Origin of the sequence: Phenylobacterium sp. (genome assembly GCF_036821595.1) — a bacterium.
GTDB lineage: Bacteria > Pseudomonadota > Alphaproteobacteria > Caulobacterales > Caulobacteraceae > Phenylobacterium.
The window spans coordinates 135,222-152,475 of the sequence record NZ_DAISJG010000002.1; the positions used below are offsets into that span (position 1 = coordinate 135,222).

23 protein-coding genes are annotated in these 17,254 nt (G+C 71.2%); 12 read left to right on the forward strand and 11 right to left on the reverse strand.

What is annotated here, in order from left to right; all coding sequences use genetic code 11:
• Nucleotides 1-46 precede the first annotated feature (46 nt).
• The 4 genes from V7Z97_RS02100 to V7Z97_RS02115 all read right to left on the reverse strand — a co-directional run bounded on the left by V7Z97_RS02100 (nucleotide 47) and on the right by V7Z97_RS02115 (nucleotide 3,932).
• Nucleotides 47-1,855 (reverse strand): M2 family metallopeptidase, encoded by a 1,809-nt coding sequence (locus V7Z97_RS02100; RefSeq protein WP_334161102.1) that lies wholly within the window; start codon nucleotides 1,853-1,855, stop codon nucleotides 47-49.
• A gap of 89 nt (nucleotides 1,856-1,944) precedes the next feature.
• Nucleotides 1,945-2,559: a carbonic anhydrase gene (locus V7Z97_RS02105; RefSeq protein ID WP_334161103.1), complete on the reverse strand. Its 615-nt coding sequence runs from the start codon at nucleotides 2,557-2,559 to the stop codon at nucleotides 1,945-1,947.
• Between the two features lie 48 nt (nucleotides 2,560-2,607).
• Nucleotides 2,608-3,252, reverse strand: a complete 645-nt coding sequence (gene maiA, locus V7Z97_RS02110; RefSeq protein ID WP_334161104.1) for a maleylacetoacetate isomerase — start codon at nucleotides 3,250-3,252, stop codon at nucleotides 2,608-2,610.
• Nucleotides 3,252-3,932: a fumarylacetoacetate hydrolase family protein gene (locus V7Z97_RS02115; protein WP_334161106.1), complete on the reverse strand. Its 681-nt coding sequence runs from the start codon at nucleotides 3,930-3,932 to the stop codon at nucleotides 3,252-3,254. The genes maiA and V7Z97_RS02115 overlap by 1 nt, the downstream gene beginning before the upstream one ends.
• Before the next feature lie 161 nt (nucleotides 3,933-4,093).
• On the opposite strand from V7Z97_RS02115, the gene V7Z97_RS02120 reads away from it, so the two are divergent.
• Nucleotides 4,094-5,305 carry a CaiB/BaiF CoA transferase family protein gene (locus V7Z97_RS02120; protein ID WP_334161107.1) on the forward strand — a complete coding sequence of 404 codons (1,212 nt, stop codon included), beginning with the start codon at nucleotides 4,094-4,096 and terminating at the stop codon, nucleotides 5,303-5,305.
• 156 nt (nucleotides 5,306-5,461) lie between these two features.
• Here the strand turns inward: V7Z97_RS02120 and V7Z97_RS02125 are convergent, their stop codons facing one another.
• Entirely contained in the window at nucleotides 5,462-6,850 is a 1,389-nt protein-coding gene (locus tag V7Z97_RS02125) for an HWE histidine kinase domain-containing protein (protein WP_334161109.1), read from the reverse strand.
• Nucleotides 6,851-7,065: 215 nt separating this feature from the next.
• On the opposite strand from V7Z97_RS02125, the gene V7Z97_RS02130 reads away from it, so the two are divergent.
• The 3 genes from V7Z97_RS02130 (at nucleotide 7,066) to V7Z97_RS02140 (ending at nucleotide 8,053) form a co-directional block, all read left to right on the forward strand.
• Nucleotides 7,066-7,380, forward strand: coding sequence for a glycine zipper domain-containing protein (locus V7Z97_RS02130; protein WP_334161111.1), 315 nt, complete (start codon nucleotides 7,066-7,068; stop codon nucleotides 7,378-7,380).
• Nucleotides 7,377-7,781 (forward strand): hypothetical protein, encoded by a 405-nt coding sequence (locus V7Z97_RS02135; protein ID WP_334161113.1) that lies wholly within the window; start codon nucleotides 7,377-7,379, stop codon nucleotides 7,779-7,781. The genes V7Z97_RS02130 and V7Z97_RS02135 overlap by 4 nt, the downstream gene beginning before the upstream one ends.
• A gap of 98 nt (nucleotides 7,782-7,879) precedes the next feature.
• Complete coding sequence (locus V7Z97_RS02140) at nucleotides 7,880-8,053, forward strand: DUF1328 domain-containing protein (protein ID WP_334161114.1); 174 nt, start codon at nucleotides 7,880-7,882, stop codon at nucleotides 8,051-8,053.
• A 6-nt stretch (nucleotides 8,054-8,059) separates the two neighbouring features.
• Here the strand turns inward: V7Z97_RS02140 and V7Z97_RS02145 are convergent, their stop codons facing one another.
• From V7Z97_RS02145 to V7Z97_RS02155, 3 genes are read right to left on the reverse strand one after another with little or no spacing between them, the layout of a single operon-like run.
• On the reverse strand, nucleotides 8,060-8,848 hold the full coding sequence (locus V7Z97_RS02145; RefSeq protein ID WP_334161115.1) for a metallophosphoesterase family protein: 789 nt from the start codon (nucleotides 8,846-8,848) through the stop codon (nucleotides 8,060-8,062).
• A 3-nt stretch (nucleotides 8,849-8,851) separates the two neighbouring features.
• Nucleotides 8,852-9,718 carry a diacylglycerol/lipid kinase family protein gene (locus V7Z97_RS02150; RefSeq protein WP_334161116.1) on the reverse strand — a complete coding sequence of 289 codons (867 nt, stop codon included), beginning with the start codon at nucleotides 9,716-9,718 and terminating at the stop codon, nucleotides 8,852-8,854.
• A 28-nt stretch (nucleotides 9,719-9,746) separates the two neighbouring features.
• Nucleotides 9,747-10,103 (reverse strand): hypothetical protein, encoded by a 357-nt coding sequence (locus tag V7Z97_RS02155; protein WP_334161118.1) that lies wholly within the window; start codon nucleotides 10,101-10,103, stop codon nucleotides 9,747-9,749.
• A gap of 125 nt (nucleotides 10,104-10,228) precedes the next feature.
• On the opposite strand from V7Z97_RS02155, the gene V7Z97_RS02160 reads away from it, so the two are divergent.
• The 4 genes from V7Z97_RS02160 to V7Z97_RS02175 all read left to right on the forward strand — a co-directional run bounded on the left by V7Z97_RS02160 (nucleotide 10,229) and on the right by V7Z97_RS02175 (nucleotide 12,064).
• Nucleotides 10,229-10,573 (forward strand): YMGG-like glycine zipper-containing protein, encoded by a 345-nt coding sequence (locus V7Z97_RS02160; RefSeq protein ID WP_334161119.1) that lies wholly within the window; start codon nucleotides 10,229-10,231, stop codon nucleotides 10,571-10,573.
• 94 nt (nucleotides 10,574-10,667) lie between these two features.
• Nucleotides 10,668-11,114, forward strand: a complete 447-nt coding sequence (locus V7Z97_RS02165; protein ID WP_334161121.1) for an OmpA family protein — start codon at nucleotides 10,668-10,670, stop codon at nucleotides 11,112-11,114.
• A gap of 420 nt (nucleotides 11,115-11,534) precedes the next feature.
• Nucleotides 11,535-11,744: a hypothetical protein gene (locus V7Z97_RS02170; protein ID WP_334161122.1), complete on the forward strand. Its 210-nt coding sequence runs from the start codon at nucleotides 11,535-11,537 to the stop codon at nucleotides 11,742-11,744.
• Nucleotides 11,745-11,755: 11 nt separating this feature from the next.
• Nucleotides 11,756-12,064 (forward strand): hypothetical protein, encoded by a 309-nt coding sequence (locus V7Z97_RS02175; RefSeq protein WP_325458767.1) that lies wholly within the window; start codon nucleotides 11,756-11,758, stop codon nucleotides 12,062-12,064.
• Between the two features lie 138 nt (nucleotides 12,065-12,202).
• Here the strand turns inward: V7Z97_RS02175 and phyR are convergent, their stop codons facing one another.
• Complete coding sequence (phyR, locus tag V7Z97_RS02180) at nucleotides 12,203-13,003, reverse strand: anti-anti sigma factor/receiver protein PhyR (protein WP_334161125.1); 801 nt, start codon at nucleotides 13,001-13,003, stop codon at nucleotides 12,203-12,205.
• Nucleotides 13,004-13,237: 234 nt separating this feature from the next.
• Between phyR and nepR the strand changes: the two genes are divergently transcribed.
• The 4 genes from nepR to V7Z97_RS02200 are packed head-to-tail and all read left to right on the forward strand — an operon-like array spanning nucleotide 13,238 to nucleotide 15,953.
• Nucleotides 13,238-13,423 carry an anti-sigma T factor NepR gene (gene nepR, locus V7Z97_RS02185; RefSeq protein WP_325458860.1) on the forward strand — a complete coding sequence of 62 codons (186 nt, stop codon included), beginning with the start codon at nucleotides 13,238-13,240 and terminating at the stop codon, nucleotides 13,421-13,423.
• Nucleotides 13,423-14,037 carry a sigma-70 family RNA polymerase sigma factor gene (locus V7Z97_RS02190; RefSeq protein WP_334161127.1) on the forward strand — a complete coding sequence of 205 codons (615 nt, stop codon included), beginning with the start codon at nucleotides 13,423-13,425 and terminating at the stop codon, nucleotides 14,035-14,037. Before nepR ends, V7Z97_RS02190 begins: the two co-directional genes overlap by 1 nt.
• A 17-nt stretch (nucleotides 14,038-14,054) precedes the next feature.
• Nucleotides 14,055-15,767: a sensor histidine kinase PhyK gene (gene phyK, locus V7Z97_RS02195; RefSeq protein WP_334161128.1), complete on the forward strand. Its 1,713-nt coding sequence runs from the start codon at nucleotides 14,055-14,057 to the stop codon at nucleotides 15,765-15,767.
• 48 nt (nucleotides 15,768-15,815) lie between these two features.
• The gene (locus V7Z97_RS02200) at nucleotides 15,816-15,953 is read left to right on the forward strand and encodes an entericidin A/B family lipoprotein (protein ID WP_334161129.1); all 138 of its coding nucleotides are present in this window, start codon (nucleotides 15,816-15,818) and stop codon (nucleotides 15,951-15,953) included.
• Nucleotides 15,954-16,015: 62 nt separating this feature from the next.
• On the opposite strand, the gene V7Z97_RS02205 is transcribed toward V7Z97_RS02200, so the two are convergent.
• Both V7Z97_RS02205 and V7Z97_RS02210 read right to left on the reverse strand, forming a co-directional pair.
• Nucleotides 16,016-16,831, reverse strand: coding sequence for a CheR family methyltransferase (locus V7Z97_RS02205; protein WP_334161130.1), 816 nt, complete (start codon nucleotides 16,829-16,831; stop codon nucleotides 16,016-16,018).
• The gene (locus V7Z97_RS02210) at nucleotides 16,828-17,196 is read right to left on the reverse strand and encodes a response regulator (protein ID WP_334161131.1); all 369 of its coding nucleotides are present in this window, start codon (nucleotides 17,194-17,196) and stop codon (nucleotides 16,828-16,830) included. Before V7Z97_RS02210 ends, V7Z97_RS02205 begins: the two co-directional genes overlap by 4 nt.
• Nucleotides 17,197-17,254: the final 58 nt, after the last annotated feature.

Genomic DNA, 17,254 nt, shown 5'->3' on the forward strand with positions numbered 1-17,254 from the left:
AGAAACGGGAAGGACGACGCACCCGCCGCCCTTCCCGGATGTCAGCTTACCAGCCGCACTTCTCGCCGCGGTTCTGCTTCGTCAGCCACGCGTTGAGCGGCTGGAAGTAGTCCGCCACGGCGCTGGCGTCAGTGCGGGTCTCGCCGGTGAAGGTCTTGAGCGTCTCGGGCCAGGGCTGCGACTGGCCGAGCTCCATCATGGCGTTGAACCGCTGGCCCATCTCCTTCTGGCCATAGACCGAGCAGCGGTGCAGCGGACCCTTCCAGCCGGACTGCTTGCAGGCGGCGCGGTGGAACTGGAACTGGTAGATGTGGGCCAGGAAGTAGCGCGTGTACGGCGTGTTGCCCGGCACATGGTACTTGGCGCCCGGATCGAAGGCGTCGGCCGGGCGCTGGCCCGGCGGGACGAGGCCCTGGTACTGCAGGCGCAGCTTCCACCACGCGTCGTTGTACTCGTCCGGGCTCACCTCGCCGGAGAACACCTGCCAGCGCCAGCGGTCGACCAGCAGGCCGAACGGCAGGAAGGCGATCTTGTCGAGCGCCATCTTCAGGAGGAACGGGATGTCCTCCTCCGTGCCCGGCACCTTCTCCAGGAGGCCGATCTGGTTGAGGTAGGTGGGCGTCGAGGCCGACAGCGACGCGAAGTCGCCGATCGCCTCGTGGAAGCCGTCGTTGGCCGAGCCACGGAACAGCACCGGCTGATCCTTGTAGGCGCGCTGGTAGTAGTTGTGCCCGAGCTCGTGGTGGATGGTGGAGAAGTCCTCCGCATTCACCTTGGTGCACATCTTGATGCGGATGTCGTCCTTGTCGTCGAGATCCCAGGCCGAGGCGTGGCAGACGACCTCCCGGTCCTGCGGCCGGACGATCAGCGAACGTTCCCAGAAGGTCTCCGGCAGGGGCTCGAAGCCGAGGGACGAGTAGAAGGCCTCGCCGGTCTTGACCATCTTCACCGGGGTGTAGCCCTTCTCCACCAGCAGCTTGTCGAGGCTGTAGCTGGAGGTGATGCCCTTCGGCTGGACCACGTCGTAGATCTTGCCCCACTGCTGGGCCCACATATTGCCCAGGAGGTCGGCGCGGATCGGGCCCGAGCGCGCCTGCACGGCGTCGCCGTACTGCTCGTTGAGCCGGGCGCGGACGTAGCAGTGCAGGTTCTTGTAGAAGGGCTCGACCTGCTTCCACAGCCGGTCGGTCTCGGCGGCGAATTCGTCGGGCTCCATGTCGTAGTTGGAGCGCCAGAGCGCGCCGGTGTCCTTGTAGCCCAGGCCCACCGCGCCCTCGTTCGAGAGGGCCACGAAGCGGGCGTAGTCCGGCTTCATCGCCGGCGAGACGGAGCGCCAGCCTTCCCAGACCTGGCGCAGCTCGGCCGGGTTGCGGGACGTGGCGAGCACATCCTCGGCGTCGTTCAGGGTGATCTGCTTGCCCTGGAACTCGAACTTGCCGGTGGAATAGGTGGAATCCAGCTTGGTCAGCAGGTTCGACAGCTCCTCGGCCGCGCCGGGGCGGTTGGGGGCCGGCGAGACGAGGTAGAGCTTGAGCAGCTTCAGCTTGCGGGCGGTGACGGGGTCGGCCTGCACGCCGTTGAAGCGGGCGGCCTCCATGGCCAGCCGGGTGGCGAGCTCGTTCTGCTCGGCGCCGGCCTTGGCCTCCAGCCACTGGGTGTCGGCGGTGATGAAGTTGGCCCGCACCCAGGCGGCGCGCGCGGCGAAGGCGTTGGCCTTCTCGAGCTGGGCCTCGGCGTCCTCGACGAAGGCCTTGGCCTCGGCGGCGGTGGGGGCGGCCGCCGGCCGCTGGGCCACGGCGGGCCCGGAGCCGAGAAGGAGGGCGACCGCGGAGGCCGCCAACAGCTTGGATCTCATCGCTTATCCTTGAGCGTTTCACCGGCGCCGTCTGGCGGGCGCCGCAGGTGGCGCGGATGGGAAGCCTCCCCCCGCGCCCGCGTCAAGGGTCAGCCGAGCCGTTGCAGGTCGTCGACGCTGGCGGTGGTGACGTTCAGGTCGGTCACAAGTCCGTTGGCGATCGAATAGACCCATCCATGCACCGACAGCGCCTGGCCGCGGCCCCAGGCGTCCTGGATGAAGACGTCGGAGGCGACGTTCCTCACCTGGCGGATGACGTTGAGCTCCACCAGCCGGTCCCAGCGGGCGCGGTCGTCGGTGATCGCCTCCAGCTCGTGGCGGTGGTCGTGATGCACGTCGCGGATCGGGTGCAGCCAGTGGTCGACGAGGCCCCGGCGCTGGCCGTCGACCGCGGCGGCGACGCCCCCGCAGCCGTAGTGGCCGACCACCAGGATGTGCTTCACCTTCAGCACCTCGACGGCGAATTGCAGCACCGAGAGATAGTTGGCGTCCTGCGGCGGAGCGAGGTTGGCGACGTTGCGGTGGACGAACAGCTCGCCCGGGTCGAGGTCGACGATCTCGTTGGCCGGCACCCGGCTGTCGGAGCAGCCGATCCAGAGGTACTCCGGCGCCTGCTGGCCCTCGAGACGTTTGAAGAAGCCGGGGTCGGCGGAGATCTTGCGTTCCGCCCAGCGGCGGTTGTTGGCCTTGAGGTCCTCGAGCATGGCCGCGCCCTTAAGCCGAGCGGCGTTCGGCGGCAAGCCCGTCGGCGATCACGCCGGCGTGGCGTCGGGCTGGCGGTCGGGATGGGCGGCGGCGAAGGCCGGGTGCTCCGCGGCGCGGGCGGCGACGGCGGCGATGGCCGGATAGGGGTCCATGGCCACGCCGTAGCGATGGGCCGAATAGACCTGGGGGATCAGGCAGCAGTCGGCGAGCGTGGGCGTCGCGCCGAAGGCGAAGCCGGCCCCGTGCCGGGCCACCATCGGCTCCAGGGCGCGGAAGCCGTCGTTGATCCAGCGCTGTGACCAGGCCTCGCGGCCGGCGTCGTCGACGCCCAGCGAGGTGAGCTGCTGCTGGATGCGCAGGTTGTTGAGCGGGTGGATGTCGCAGGCGACGATCCCGGCCATGGCCCGGACCACGGCCCGGTCGTAGGCGTCGGCGGGCAGGAGCGGCGGGACCGGATGGACCTCCTCCAGCCATTCCAGAATGGCGAGGCTCTGGGTGAGCGTGTGGCCGTCCTCGGTGACGAGGCTGGGGACCAGCTCCTGGGCGTTGAGCGCCCGGTACTCGTCGGAGTGCTGCCCCCCCTTCACGAGATGCACGGGGGCGTAGTCGTAGGCCAGGCCCTTGAGGTTCAGGCCGATGCGGACCCGGTAGGGCGCGGTCGCGCGCCAGTAGCTGTGCAGGACAAGCGGCATCAGACCACCTGGAAGGCGAGCTTGCCGACGCCCTCCACCTCGCCCTCGACCCGGTCGCCGCGGACCAGCGGGCCGACGCCTTCCGGCGTGCCGGTGTAGATCAGGTCGCCCGGCGCGAGCTTCCACAGCTTCGAGGCTTCCGAGACGATCTCGGGCACGTTCCAGATCATGTCGGCGACGGTGGCGTCCTGGCGCACCTGGCCGTTGACGGAGAGCGCGATGCGGCCCTGCGGCGGCGGGCCCTGCCACCGGCGGATCGCCGAGATCGGAGCCGAGGCGTCGAAGCCCTTGGCGCTGTCCCAGGGCTGGCCCTTGTCCCGGGCCGCGGCCTGCAGGTCGCGGCGGGTGAGGTCGACGCCGACGGCATAGCCATAGATCAGGTCCAGCGCCTGGTCGGGGGCGACGTCGGCCCCGCCCCTGCCGATCGCCACCACCAGCTCGATCTCGTGATGCAGGTTGCCGGTGCGCTGCGGATAGGCCGGATCGGTCCCGGGCGGGACGACGGCGTCGGCGGGCTTGGCGAAGAAGAACGGCGGGTCGCGATCGTCGCCGCCCATCTCGCGCCGGTGGGCGGCGTAGTTGCGCCCGACGCAGAGGATGCGGCGGACCGGAAAGGCCGCGGTCTCGCCCTCCACGGGCACGGTCGGTACGGCGGGCGGATCGAGGACGTAGGCGCTCATGACCCTAGCGCTTAGCTCCCGGGGCCGCGGTTGGGAAGCCGCGCGCCGACGCCGCGCCTTTCCGCAGAATACTTAGGTATCGTAGGGTCAAGATTGACAAGGCCGGGCCCGCACGGCTCCACCTTGGCCGATCCCCCCTGTCGCAGCCGTTCCGAGAGCCCATGTCCGCATCCTCCGCCGCCCCAGGCCCGCTGGCCGACCTCGTCGTCATCGAGATGGGCACCCTGATCGCCGGCCCCTTCTGCGGCCAGATCCTCGGCGACTTCGGCGCGGACGTGATCAAGATCGAGGACCCCAGGACGGGCGACCCGATGCGCCAGTGGGGCCGCAGCCTGCCGAAGGGCCTGTCGCCCTGGTGGCCGGTGATCGGGCGCAACAAGAAGTCGGTGGGCCTAGACCTGCGCACGCCGGACGGGCAGGCGCTGGCGCGCGAGCTGATCCGCGGCGCCGACGTCGTTATCGAGAACTTCCGCCCGGGCGCCATGGAGAAGTGGGGCCTGTCCTACGAGAGCCTGGCGGCCGAGAACCCGAAGCTGGTGATGGCCCGGGTCTCGGGCTTCGGCCAGACGGGGCCCTATTCGCAGCGGGCCGGCTACGGCCTGATCGGCGAGGCCATGGGCGGCCTGCGCTACGTCACCGGAGAGCCGGACCGGCCGCCGGCGCGGGCGGGCATCTCCATCGGCGACAGCTTGGCGGCCATGCACGCGGTGATGGGGATCATGATGGCCCTGCACCACCGCGAGCGCACGGGCCGGGGCCAGGTGATCGACGCGGCGCTCTACGAGAGCGTGCTGGCGGTGATGGAGAACCTGGTCACCGAGTACGACCTCACCGGCTACGTCCGCGAGCGCTCCGGTTCGGTGCTGCCCGGCATCGCGCCCTCCAACGCCTATCCTTGCGCGGGCGGCGACATGATCCTGATCGGCGGCAACGGCGACAACGTCTACGCCCGGCTGACGGAGGCCATGGGCCGGCCGGACCTGAAGACCGACCCCAAGTTCGTGGACCACGCCAGCCGGGGGAAGAACCAAGCGGAGCTGGACGCGATCATCGCCCAATGGACCAGCGGCTGGGCGCTTCCCGACCTCCTGAAGCTCATGGAGGAGAAGGGCATCCCGGCGAGCCGCGTGTTCCGCGCCCCCGACATGCTGGAGGACCCGCAGTTCGCCGCCCGCGAGGCGATCATCGAGACCGAGCATCCGGTGTTCGGCAGGATCAAGATGCAGAACGCCTTCCCGAAACTGTCGGCCACCCCGGGGCGGGTGCGCTGGCCGGGCCCTGCGCTGGGCGAGCATACCGACGCGGTGCTGCGCGAGCGGGCCGGCTGTTCGGACGAACGCTTGGCGTCGCTCCGGGCGAAGGGCGTCATCTGACGCGCTCCGCTCGGGCGTTGGAGGTTGGGTCGCTTGTTTCCGGGCGATGTCCCTAGGCCGCCGGTCCGGCCCCTGCGGGTTCCGCAGGTCCCCCAAGCCGTTGATTTAAAGCCCAGCTTGCCGCTTGACGAGGCGGCGCCTTGTCTCAGGGGTGCGTCAGCTTGACCGCAGGAGCTCGGCGACGGCCGCGGCCACCTGGGTGACGTCGTACGGCTTGCGGATCACCGGCGCGTCGAAGCCCCCCGGGGCCCCGCCGTTCTCGCCATAGCCGGTGGCGAAGACGAAGGGCACCTTGCGCCGGGCGAGGGCCTCGGCCACCGGCATCACCGAGCGGCCGTTCAGGTTGGCGTCGAGCACGGCCGCGTCGATCGGCCGGTCGAGGAGCGCCATGGCCTCCTCCAGCTCGTAGGCCGGGCCGATCACCTCGGCTCCGGCTTCCGAGAGGCCGGTCTCCAGCTCCAGCGCCAGCAGCACCGCGTCCTCGACGATCAGCACCCGCGAGCCCCTCAGGTCCGCAGGCCCGCTGGAGGCCATGACGGTCTCCACCGTGCGGGCGACCGGCGCCTCCGGCACGGTTTCCGGCCGCGGGGCCACGGCCTGCAGACCGGCCCGCAGCCGCGCGTGGAGGCCGGCCGGGCGGTACTCCACGGCGGTTTCGCCGTTCAGTTCGCGGCCGGTGACCTGTTCCAGCAGCGTCGTGCCGAAGCCCTGGCGGGCGGGGGCGAACACCCGCGGGCCCCCGCTCTCGGTCCAGTGCAGCTCGAAGCCGCCGTCGGCCAGGCGCGACCAGCGGACGTCCACATGGCCGGTGTCCGCCGACAGCGCGCCGAACTTCACCGCATTGGTGGCCAGTTCGTGCAGGGCCAGGGACAGGGCGTTGGCGGCGCGGGGTGTCAGGAACAGTTCCGGCCCGTCCCAGCTCGTCTGGCCGGGCGCCAGCGCGCCCAGTTCGGCGGCCACCAGGTGGTCGACGGCGGCGCCGCGCCAGCGGGCGGCCGTGAGCAGTTCGTTGGCCGAACCCATCGCCTTGAGCCGGCCGCCGAAGTTGGAGAGGAAGCTCTCCAGGGAGGTGGTGCGCTTGGCGGTCTGCTGGGCCAGGGCCTGGACGGCAGCCAGGACGTTCTTCACCCGGTGGTCGAGCTCGGCCATCAGCGTCTGGCGCTGCTCCTCCTCCAGCTTGCGCTCTGAGACGTCCTGCACGATGCCGGTGACCCGCGCCGGCTCGCCCTCTGCGGTCTTCGTGACCACGCCGGCCAGGCGGATCCAGACGACCCTGCCGTCGTCGGCGCGGATCTGCCGGAACTCCGCTTCGTACGGGCCGCCGGTGTCGACGTTCCGGGCCCGCTGGGCGCGGAAGGCCTCCAGGTCGTCGGGATGGACGTAGCGGTCCAGCGCCTCGCCCCGCTCGGCGGCCATCTCGCCGGCCGGAAGGCCCACGATGGCGGCCATCCGCTCGGAGACCACGAAGACGTCGCGGTCCAGGTCCCACTCGAATTCGCCCAGGCCGGCCGCTTCCAGTGCGAGTTCCAGACGGTCGCGGTTCACTCTGGCGTCGTTCCCTTGGCCCATGCCCGTCTGACGAGCATAGGACCGCCCGCGGCGGCGCGCGACAGGAACCGTGCGTTTCCCACAGCGTTTGCTGACCGGGGGAAGCGAAGAAGCTCCGCCTTTGCCCCGCAAGGCGGAACCGTTTAGCATGTCCGGCGTTCACGTCAGCGCTTCCCCGCGCTTGCCCGGGGCCCTTCTTCGGAGACATCGACATGCCCGCGAACGCCGTTGACTATGCCGACGAGACCACCACGAACGGGGCTGGCGGCGACAGCAGCAAGCGCCTGGCCGCCGAAGCGCAACGCACCTTCGCCGAGGCCCGCGCCAAGATCGAACAGGTCGTGCAGGAAGGCCTGGAGCAGCTGCGCGCCCAGAGCCGCACCTACGCCGACACCGCCGGGCAGCAGATCGACGTCGCCCAGCAGTACGTGACCGAGCGCGTGAAGGAACGCCCGCTGGCCGCCACGGGCGCCGCCCTCGGCGTCGGCGTCCTGATCGGCCTGCTGCTCTCCTCGGGCCGCCGTTGAACTTCAAGCGCGCGCTGACACTGCTGGCCGCCGTCGCCGCCATCGCGGCGGCGGCGGTCGTGTGCGTGGTCGCGGCCTCGTTCGCGCTCTACGCCTTCGCCAAGCTCTACGTGGGCGCGGCCGGCGCGGCGGCCATCGTGGCCGGCGTGTTCGCGCTCTTCGCCCTGATCGTCGCCTCCATCATCACCCGCAAGGCCAAGCCGAAGCCGCAGGCGCCCGAGCAGGCGGGCATGGCCGGCCGGCTGATCGAGCTCGCCCGCGAGCGGCCGATCGTGGCCGCGGGCGCCACCGTCGGCGCGGCCATCCTGCTGGCCCGCAACCCAAAGATCGTCACCACCATCCTGAGCGCCGCCATCGCCGGACGCGCCGCCTCCTCCAAGCCGACCGACCGCCGTCGCTAGCCGACGCGGGAACAGCAGCGCTTCGCGGCCGTTGAACTGAGCGAGCTGTTTCGCTCAGGCCCCTAGGTCGCGCGGCAAGGCGCGGAAGGAGAACGGCAATGCTCGGATGGGCTCTGACTTTCCTGGCGGTCGCACTGATCGCTGCGGTGCTTGGCTTCACCTCGATCGCGGGCGCCGCGATGGGGATCGCAAAGATCCTGTTCTACGTGTTCCTGGTGCTCTTCCTGGTGTCGGTCGTCATGCACTTCGTACGCGGACGAGGCGTACCCTAGACACCTTCAGACCGGTCGCCGATCCAGCGACCAGGTCCGATAGGGCTCGTAGTGCGAGCCCCCCCAAGCCAGGGCGGCGACACGGATCGCCGCCCCTTCTATTTCCACCACATTGAAGCCCGGCGGCACGCCGCGCTCGCGCACCGACAGGGTGCCGGCGCCCACCGCATAGGTCTTCCCGTCGCCGAACGGATACGGCCAGGTGAAGGGCGCGTGGATGTGGCCCGAGAGCACCAGGTCGACGCGGGCCTCGGCGAAGGCGCGCGCCGCCGCCGCCCCGCCCCAGACCCTGGCGGTCATCGGCCCGCCGATCATCTCCATCAGCGGGTGGTGGCAGACGAGGATGCGGAAGCACTCCGGCGGCGCCTCGCTGAACCAGTCGGCGGCCTCGCGCACCTGGCGGGGGCCGATCTGTCCCTTGGACCAGTTGAGGCGGGGCTGGGCGCCGCGGGCGGTGTTGACGCCGCGCACCGCGAAGCCGCCGCCCAGATGGCTCTGCGCCCGGGCCGGGCCGATCGCCCGCTCGAAACGGTTGAACGGCGTGAAGATCCGCTCGGCCACGGCGATGTACGGCGCGTCGTGATTGCCGGGAGTAACCAGCTTGGGGCCCTTCACCGAGGCCAGCCACTCCGCGGCGGCCTCGAACTCGACCTTCTCACCGTAGCGGGTGAGGTCCCCGGAGACGATCACCAGGTCGAACTGGCCGCTGTTCACATGGTCGGCCGCGGCCGCCACGGCGGCCTGGTTCTCGCCGCCGAAGTGGATGTCAGAAAGGTGGGCGAAGCGGATCGTCACGGCTCAGACGTCCTTGGGGATCGCCAGCACGCGGACGAGCTCCGGCTGGTAGCGGACCTCGGCCAGGGACTTCAGCCGCACGGACTCGCCATCGAGGATCGCGGGGATGCCATGGGCGGCCCAGACGCGGGCGACGCTGCAGCGCTCCGAGACCACATTGGGGTCGTCGCGCCAGTCGCCGGTCAGGGCGTGGAAGCCCAGGCGGAAGGCGTCCAGGGCGCCGTTAAGGTCCAGGGCCGCGGCTTCGAGGACCTGTTCGTCAGAGCCCAGCGCGCGGGAGGCGAGCGGACACATGAAGGTCAGGGCCTCGGCCTTCTCCCGCGAGCCGCCGTCGATGATGTAGCGGAGCCGGCCAGAGAAGGCGCGGCGCATGGCGCGGCGGGCGCGCAACAGGGCGAGCCTCTTCTGGCCGAAGCGGGCCGCCTCGCGGGCCGGGGCCCACAGGGCCGGCGAGCCGAGGATGGCGGCCACCAGGAAGAAGCGGCCCTCGACCTCGCCGCCGCCGAGCATCCGCTCCTCGCCCTGGGCCAGGGCGATGGAGAGCGCGTCCTGCCAGGGCCGGACGCCGTAGATGGCATGGGGCAGCATGTTCATGGTGCCGCCCGGCAGCGGGGCGATCATCGGTCCCTTGGGGCCGCACATCTCCGCCGCTGCGCGCGCGGTGCCGTCGCCGGCCAGGACCACCAGCAGGTCGGGGGCGGCGTCCACCGCTGCGCGCAGGCAGTCCGTGAGTTCGTCGGGCGGCGGGGCGCACACGTGGGCGTCCACGCCGAAGTCGGCGAAGATCTTCTCGATCTCCTGCGGAGCATCCTCGCTGACGCTGCCGGAGGCGACGTTGGCGATGGCCTCGACGCGGCGGATGCGCGTCACGCCCCCCTCCTCCTCAAGTTCTTGTCCGTCAGCTGGCCGTGTCGACCGCTTCGGCGGTCTCGGTCCGGGTCTCGGTCTTGGCCGACTGTCCGGCGTCGCGCAAGGCCTGGCCGGCGTCCGCGGCGGCGTCGCGCACGGCGGGCTCGGCCCGGTTGGCGGCCACCGACAGGTTCTGGTCGACCACGCCGCCAGCCCGGGTGAACGAGCCGTTGAAGGCCGCGAGCGCCATGAGCGCCAGGCCAACCGCCGCGGCGATGAAGGTGAAGGTCATCAGCACGGGGTGGCGCTTGCGCGCCGACCGCTCATCACGGCGGCCCCGTTCGTAGGCTTCTCGCAGGTCGGCCTTGAGATCGTCCGCCTGCGCGTCTCGGCGTTCGCCAACCATGGGAAGGCTCCTGATGGGGTTTCCTGCCGCGCCTAACGACCTCCGCAGGGGACGGGTTCCGGCGGAACTGCTACGCTTGAAGGTGCGTTAGGGGCGGTAGGGGACAAGCAAGGAGAGCCCAAGACATGCTCAAGCCATTGATCGCCCTCGCCGGGGCCGGCGTGCTGGCAGCCGCCTGCACCAGCACCGGCAATGTGGAAGGTAATGCGGCCGGCGGCGCCGCCCTGGGCGCGCTCGCGGGCGCGGCCATCGGTGCGGTCTCCGGCGACGTGGGCGTCGGCACGGGCGCCGCCGTGGGCGCCGGCGTCGGCGCGGTCGCGGGCGCGGTGAAGGGTTGCCGCGAGGACGGCGGCTGCGGCGCGGCTCCGGCCAACCGCCAGCAATATTACGACGAGCGCGCCGGGCGCTATTACTACTACGACCCCGCGACCGGCCGTTACTACTGGTCCGACGGCACGCCCCGCTACTAGGGCGCCGCGGACATTCGGAACGGCAAGGGCGGTCGGTGATCCGGCCGCCCTTTGTCGTGCGGGAACGGAACGGGCAGACGGGAGGGCCGAGGACATGACGATGGCGAGGGTGGCCGCGGTGGCGGCGATGGCGGCAGGGCTTGCGGGCTGCGCCACGATCGACCGGGCGCGCGAGCGCTTCGTGCGGATCCCCGACCGCTGCGCGGACCAGACGGTGCAGATCTATTTCGAGCCCGGCGCCGTCGAGGTCACCGACGAGGGCCGTGCGGTGATCCGCCAGGCCGCCGACGAGGCCCGGGGCTGCACGGTGGGCCGGGTCGAGGTCACCGGCCTGTCCGACGCGGCCGGCGCGAGCGACGCCAACCTCGAGCTCTCCAAGCGCCGGGCCCAATCGGTGACGGCGGCTCTGGCCTCCGCCGGGCTGCCCGCGGCGGAGTTCCGCGTGGCCGCGGCCGGCGAGACCGGGGCGGCCACCGCCGACGGCAGCACCACGCCGCTCCGCCGCCGCGCCGACGTCGTCCTGCGCATGAGCCGAGACTAGGCCGGGACCGCCCGCGGCTCCCGGAGCGCGGGCGCGTGGCGCACAAAGAAGAGGCGGGTCCCTTGGGACCCGCCTGGAGTGTGCATCATCGAGAAAAGGGGTGCGGAGACGGCAGACTGGCATGATCGCCAGTCTCAAGTCGGGGGGGGCGTCGCCGCCTCCGCACACCTAGAAACACACTTCCCGGAAAGCCGTTCCGGCAGTTGCGAAAAAAATTTGGAAAAATCTGCGCGCGCGGCCAGGCCGCGTCGGACGCGGCGGCTCTCCCTCGCAAACCTTATCCACAGGCGTTGAAATCGCAAGGATTTTTTCGAAGCTTGGCCGTTGCTGGGCGCGGGCGGGAACGGCGGCTTGGCCGGTGCGTTAGGCCCTTGGTGGGCGGAAACGGGCCCGCCGGGGTCCGCGAGGGAACGCCCGACCATGCGCAATTCGTTCGCGACGCGGGGCGGCTTCACCCTGATGAAGACGCCCAGCCACCGCCAGCAGGTGACCCGTCGCCGGCTGATGGTCGTCTGCGCGGTGCTGGGGTTGGCCCTGGCCAGCGGGATGATCGGATCCCTGACCGCCCGGACCGAGTTGGAGCCCGCCAGGGCGTACATCGGTCCGTCCAGCTATTTCCCGTCTGAGTAAGGAGCTCCGCCATGGCGCTTTCCACGCGCTATTCAAACCGAACCACGCTCGGCGCGACCCGGGCCCGCCAAGGGCGTTTCGGCCGCCACGTGGTCTGGGTGCTGCTGTTCGGCACCATTCTCGCGGCGCTCGGCCTCTTCGCCGCCTGGACCTGGAAGTCCGGTGACCTGGCGTCCACGGAACCGAACAACGCCCGCGAGGCGGCCGACGCGCGCGCCTTCAACGCACCCGAGCCCGCCGCCATCAACACCCCGCCGCCGCAGGCCACCCAGCCGGGCAGCGCCCAGGGCGAGCCGCCGCCGGCCCCCGTCGGCCAGTAGGCGCCCAGACCCTGGTATCCAGCGGCCGCCCTTCCCGGGCGGCCGTATTTTTTTTGGCCGGAGGGCGACGGCGCGCAAAAGGAAAGGGGCGCCGCAAGCGACGCCCCTGAACCCCACCGTCTATTATGCTTTGTCCGCTCAGGCGGCCTGCTTGGAGGCCTTGCGCGGATGGAAGAACAGGGCCTGCCCGATCGCCGCCTTCACCGTCTCCGGCTGGAAGGGCTTGGTGATCAGGAAGGTGGGCTCCGGGCGCTCGCCGGTCAGCAGGCGTTCCGGGAAGGCGGTGATGAAGATCACCGGCACGTCGTAGCGGGCCAGGATGTCCTTCACCGCGTCGATGCCCGACGAGCCGTCGGCCAGCTGGATGTCGGCGAGCACCAGGCCCGGGGTCTTGCGGGTGACGGCGTCGACGGCCTCGGTACGGGTGGCGGCGATGTCCACCACCGTGTGGCCGAGCTCCTTCACAAGCGCCTCGATATCGGCGGCGATGACCGGCTCGTCCTCGATGATCAGCACGTCGGTGGCGAGCTCGGCGTCGATCTCGGCCTGGGCCTCGGCGATCAGCTTCTCCACCTCGGCGAAGTCGGTGCCCAGAATCTGGGCGGCTTCCGAAGGCGTGAAGCCTTCCAGGGCGGTGAGCAGGAAGGCCTGGCGCGAGCGCGGCGCGATGCGCATCAGGCGGCGCGTCGTGTCGTCGGCGCCGACGTCATCCTCGGCCGGCCCCTCGAGCTGGGCGCCGGAGGTGCACCAGATGGCGTGGAACACATGATAGAGCGCGACGCGCGGCGTCAGATTGGCCTCGAGCACGCGCTCGCCGGCGGCCAGAGCCTCCAGCGCCACGCGCACGTAGTGGTCGCCCGTCGTCTGATCTCCGGTCAGGGCGCGGGCGTATCGGCGCACGTACGGCAGGTGCGGCGCCAGGCGGGCAAGAAGACTCAAGGGTGACCCCTCCCGTGGTAGACATCGGAGCGTGGCAGCCGAGATCGGGAGGCATTCCCCCAACCGCAGCCCCATCATGGTGCAAAAACGCCACCGATGGGAACCGGTTCCCAAGCGGCGCGGTTTTCCGCATCTTGTTCCGACGGATCGTGGAACCTGCGGCGGAGTCGGACGTTGAGCGGCGACGAGGATGCAAAGAGGGGGCGGCCGTCGCGCGAGCGGGGCGCCGATGCCATGATCGAACAACGGCCTTCAGAAGAACGACGCAAGTCGTCCGCAGCCCTGGACGAAGCCCGCCTGCGCCAGCAGGCGATCGGCGTCCGCCTGCGTCAGATGTTTGACGAGATCGTCAACGAGGACGTCCCCGACGAATTCCTCGAGATCCTCCGGCGCGCGGACAGTCGTTCGGAGAACGGCTGATGGACGGCGACATCCAGAAGCCGGCGCCGAAGCCGGCGCGCACCGGCGCCGAGGACGAGGCGTTCAAGCGCGAGCTCGTGCAGCTCATCCCGCACCTGCGCGCCTTCGCCCGCACCCTGTGCGGTGATCCCGCCGCGGCCGACGACCTGGCGCAGGACGCCATGATGAAGGCGTGGGACGCCCGGGCGAGTTTCCAGATGGGCACGAACATGAAGGCCTGGACCTTCATGATCCTGCGCAACCAGTTCTATTCCGAGAAGCGCCGGTCCTGGCGCCAGAGCCAGCTCGACCAGGAGGCCGCCGAGCGGACCCTGGTGGCGGTGGACGACCCGGAAGCCCCGGTGGCGCTCGACGAGCTGCGGCAGGGCCTGGCCATGCTCCCCCCCGAGCAGCGCGAGGCGCTGATCCTGGTGGGGGCCGGCGGCTTTGCGTACGAGGAGGCCGCCGACATCTGCAACTGCGCGGTCGGCACGGTGAAGAGCCGCGTGAGCCGCGCCCGGCGCGCGCTCCACGCCATCCTCGACGCAGGCGCCTACGACCGTGACGGGGCCTCCGCTGGCGACGCCATGCGGTCTATCCTGGCCGATGCGGAGCGGCTAAGCACCGTCCGGTGAGGACGGTTATTCGGGCCATGACGGGCCTGCCCTGGGGATCGCTGAGCACCATCCGGGTCCGCCTGACCGCGGCCCTGGCGGCTGCGCTGCTGCCGGTCCTGCTGCTGGGCGTCGTCCAGGCGGCCATCGCCTACAACCGCGAGGGCGTGGAGCTGAGGGAGAACCTCGGCTTCGCCGCCCAGCGCAGCGCCGCCTCGGCCCGCGCGCGGATGGAGGCGGGCGAGATCCTGCTGCAGACCCTCGCGCCGGGCTCCGTCGGCTTCCAGTGCGCCCAGCGCCTAGAGCAGGCCACGCGGCGCATTCCCGGCTATCTGAACCTCGTCCGCTTCGCGCCCAACGGACAGGTGGCCTGCGCCGCCCGCGGCGTGGCCAGCGACCCGCAGCGCGCCGGCCGGGACTGGTTCCAGCGGCTGGCGGCCGGGGACGCCCTGGTGATCACGCCCGCGCCCGGCGCGGCCGCCGAGCCCGCGGTCATCGCGGCGATCCGCGCCAGCCGGCCGGACGGCGGCTTCGACGGCGCCTTCGCCGCCTTCATCGCGCTGTCCAGCCTGCGGCCCTCCGTGGAGGATCCCGCCCTGCCGCGGGAGGCGGAGGTGGCGCTGATCGACCAGACCGGGCGCACCATCAGCGCCACCAATCCCCAGGCCCTGTCGGGCCTGCCGCGCGACTGGCGCGGCCGGGCCAAGGCCCAGGGCTCGGTGGTCTGGTACGGCGACGACACCGAGGGCAGGCGGCGGATCTATTCGGCCGCGCCGGTGGTGGGCGAGCAGGTGTTCGTCGTCCTCTCGGCCCGCTCCCCCGGCCTGCTGTCCTGGGCCCGGCTCAACCCCCTCACGGGGATCCTCTTCCCGCTCCTGACCTTCGTCCTGGCGCTGACCGCGGTGACGGCGGTGACAGAGCGGGTGGTGGTGCGCTGGATCGCCTATCTGCAGCGCATCGCGGCCCTCTATGCGCGCGGCAGGCTGAGCGTGCGGCCCGTGCAGGCCGAGCAGATGCCGCCGGAGATCCGCGACCTGGCCGAGACGCTGGAGGACATGGCCGACGCCATTGTCGGCCGCGACGCCTCGCTCCGCGACTCGCTCGCCCAGAAGGACGCGCTGATGCGCGAGATCCACCACCGGGTGAAGAACAACCTGCAGGTCATCTCGTCCCTGCTGAACATGCAGCAGCGGGCGCTGACCGACCCGGCCGCGCGGGCGGCGATGAGCGATACCCGGCAGCGGATCACCGCGCTCGCCCTGATCTACCGCGCGCTCTACCAAGGGCCGGACCTGAAGCGGGTGGACCTGCGGCCGTTCCTCGAGGAGCTGACCGCGCAGCTGGTGGCCGGCGAGATGCTGCACGGCCCGCCGGTGCGCACCGAGCTGAAGGTGGACGCCCTGGTCATCGACCCGGACCGGCTGGCGCCGCTGGCGCTGTTCGCGGTTGAGGCGATCACCAACGCCCAGAAACACGCCTTCGCCGCGCGCGGCGGCACGCTGAGCCTGCACTTCACGGTGCGCGGGGCGGAGGCTGAGCTGGAGATCTCCGACGACGGCGAAGCGCCGGACGACGCCCTCACCGCCTCGGGCGTCGGGCGCACCCTGATGACCGCCTTCGCCCGCCAGCTGCGCGGCCGCGCCGAACTGGTGCGCAATCCGCAAGGGGGCATCACCGCTCGCCTGATCTTCCCGACCCTGGGCGCAGAGACGCCTTCTCCCGTCACCGCGGGGAACCAGGCTGCGGCCTAGGTCGTTTGGCCGGAGCAGAGTTAGAGACTCCCCGGGAGATAATCCAAAATGCGCAAGATCGTTGTGATGGCGGCCGTGGCCGCCAGCATGTTCGTCGCGGCCTGCAACACCGTCTCCGGCGCCGGCCGGGACGTGGAGGCGGCCGGTGAGGCCGTCAGCAGCGCGGCGGAAGACGCCAAGAACTAGAGGTCGATCCGACCTGAAGACGGAGAGCCCCGTCGCCCTCGGGCGGCGGGGCTTTCTGTTGTCTAGGCCGCGGCGCGGGCGTCGGGGGATGCGGCGTAGACGCCCGGCAGGCCGGCCATGGGGCTGAAGCCGCCCAGGTCCGCGGCCTCGCCCGCCCCAAGGACCAGGCAGCCGCCTTCGCGCACGGCCGCGGCGAGGCCCGCGAGCACGCGGGCCTGGGCGGCGCCGGTGAGCGAGCCCAGGAGGTGGCGGCAGAGGACCACGTCGAACTGGCCCAGGCGGGTGAGATCCTCCAGCAGGTTCACACGCCGCCAGCGCACCATCTGGCGGATCCGCGGAGAGAGCACGAAGGCTTCCTCGTGCTTCTCGAAGTGCCGCACCAGGAGGCGGGCGGGCAGGCCGCGCTGGACCTCGAACTGGGTGTAGAGGCCGCTCTGGGCCTTCTCCAGCATCCGCTCGGAGACGTCGGAGGCGAAGAGATCCACCCGGGCGCCGGCGATCGGCGCGTCGGCCAGCATCATGGCCAGGGAATAGATCTCCTGGCCGGAGCCGCAGGCGGCGCTCCAGACCCGGATCGGCTCGCCGTCGTGGCGGCGCGCGAGCTTCGGCAGCACCTGGTCGCGCAGCAGGGCGAAGACGGCGGGATCCCGGAAGAAGGCGGTCTCCGGCAGGGCCATGGCTTCGACCACGGCCCAGACCAGGCGCTCCTCCTCGCGGTCACGCACGGCCTGCAGCAGGTCGGCCACCGAGCCGAAGCCCTCGCGCCGGGCCACGGGGCCGAGACGGCTTTCGATCAGGTAGTCCTTGCCGGGATCCACGGCGAGGCCGGCGCGGTCGGCGCACAGCCGGGCCACCAGGGCGCGCTCGCCGGGGGTCACGCGACCACTCCCGCGGCGGCCAGCTTGTAGGCCATGATCTCCCCGTCGAAGGGCTTCATGATGTATTCGTCGGCGCCGCTGTCGATCGCTTCGCGGATGCGGTCGATCTCGTTCTCGACCGAGCAGAAGACGACGCGCGGGGCCTGGCCGCCGGGCTCCAGGCGCAGCCGGCGAAGGAAGTCCATGCCGCCCATCACCGGCATCTGCCAGTCCACGAGGACGGCGTCGGGCATGACCACGCGGCACCACGCGAGCGCCTCGGCGCCGTCGGCCGCCTCGGCGACCTCGAACCCGAGCTCCTCAAGGATGCGGCGCGCGACCTTGCGGATCACGCGGCTGTCGTCGACGACGAGGCAGGTCTTCAAGGTTCGTCGGCCCTTCCCTTCGGCTCTACTTGTCGCGCGACAGGGTTAAGGGAGCGTG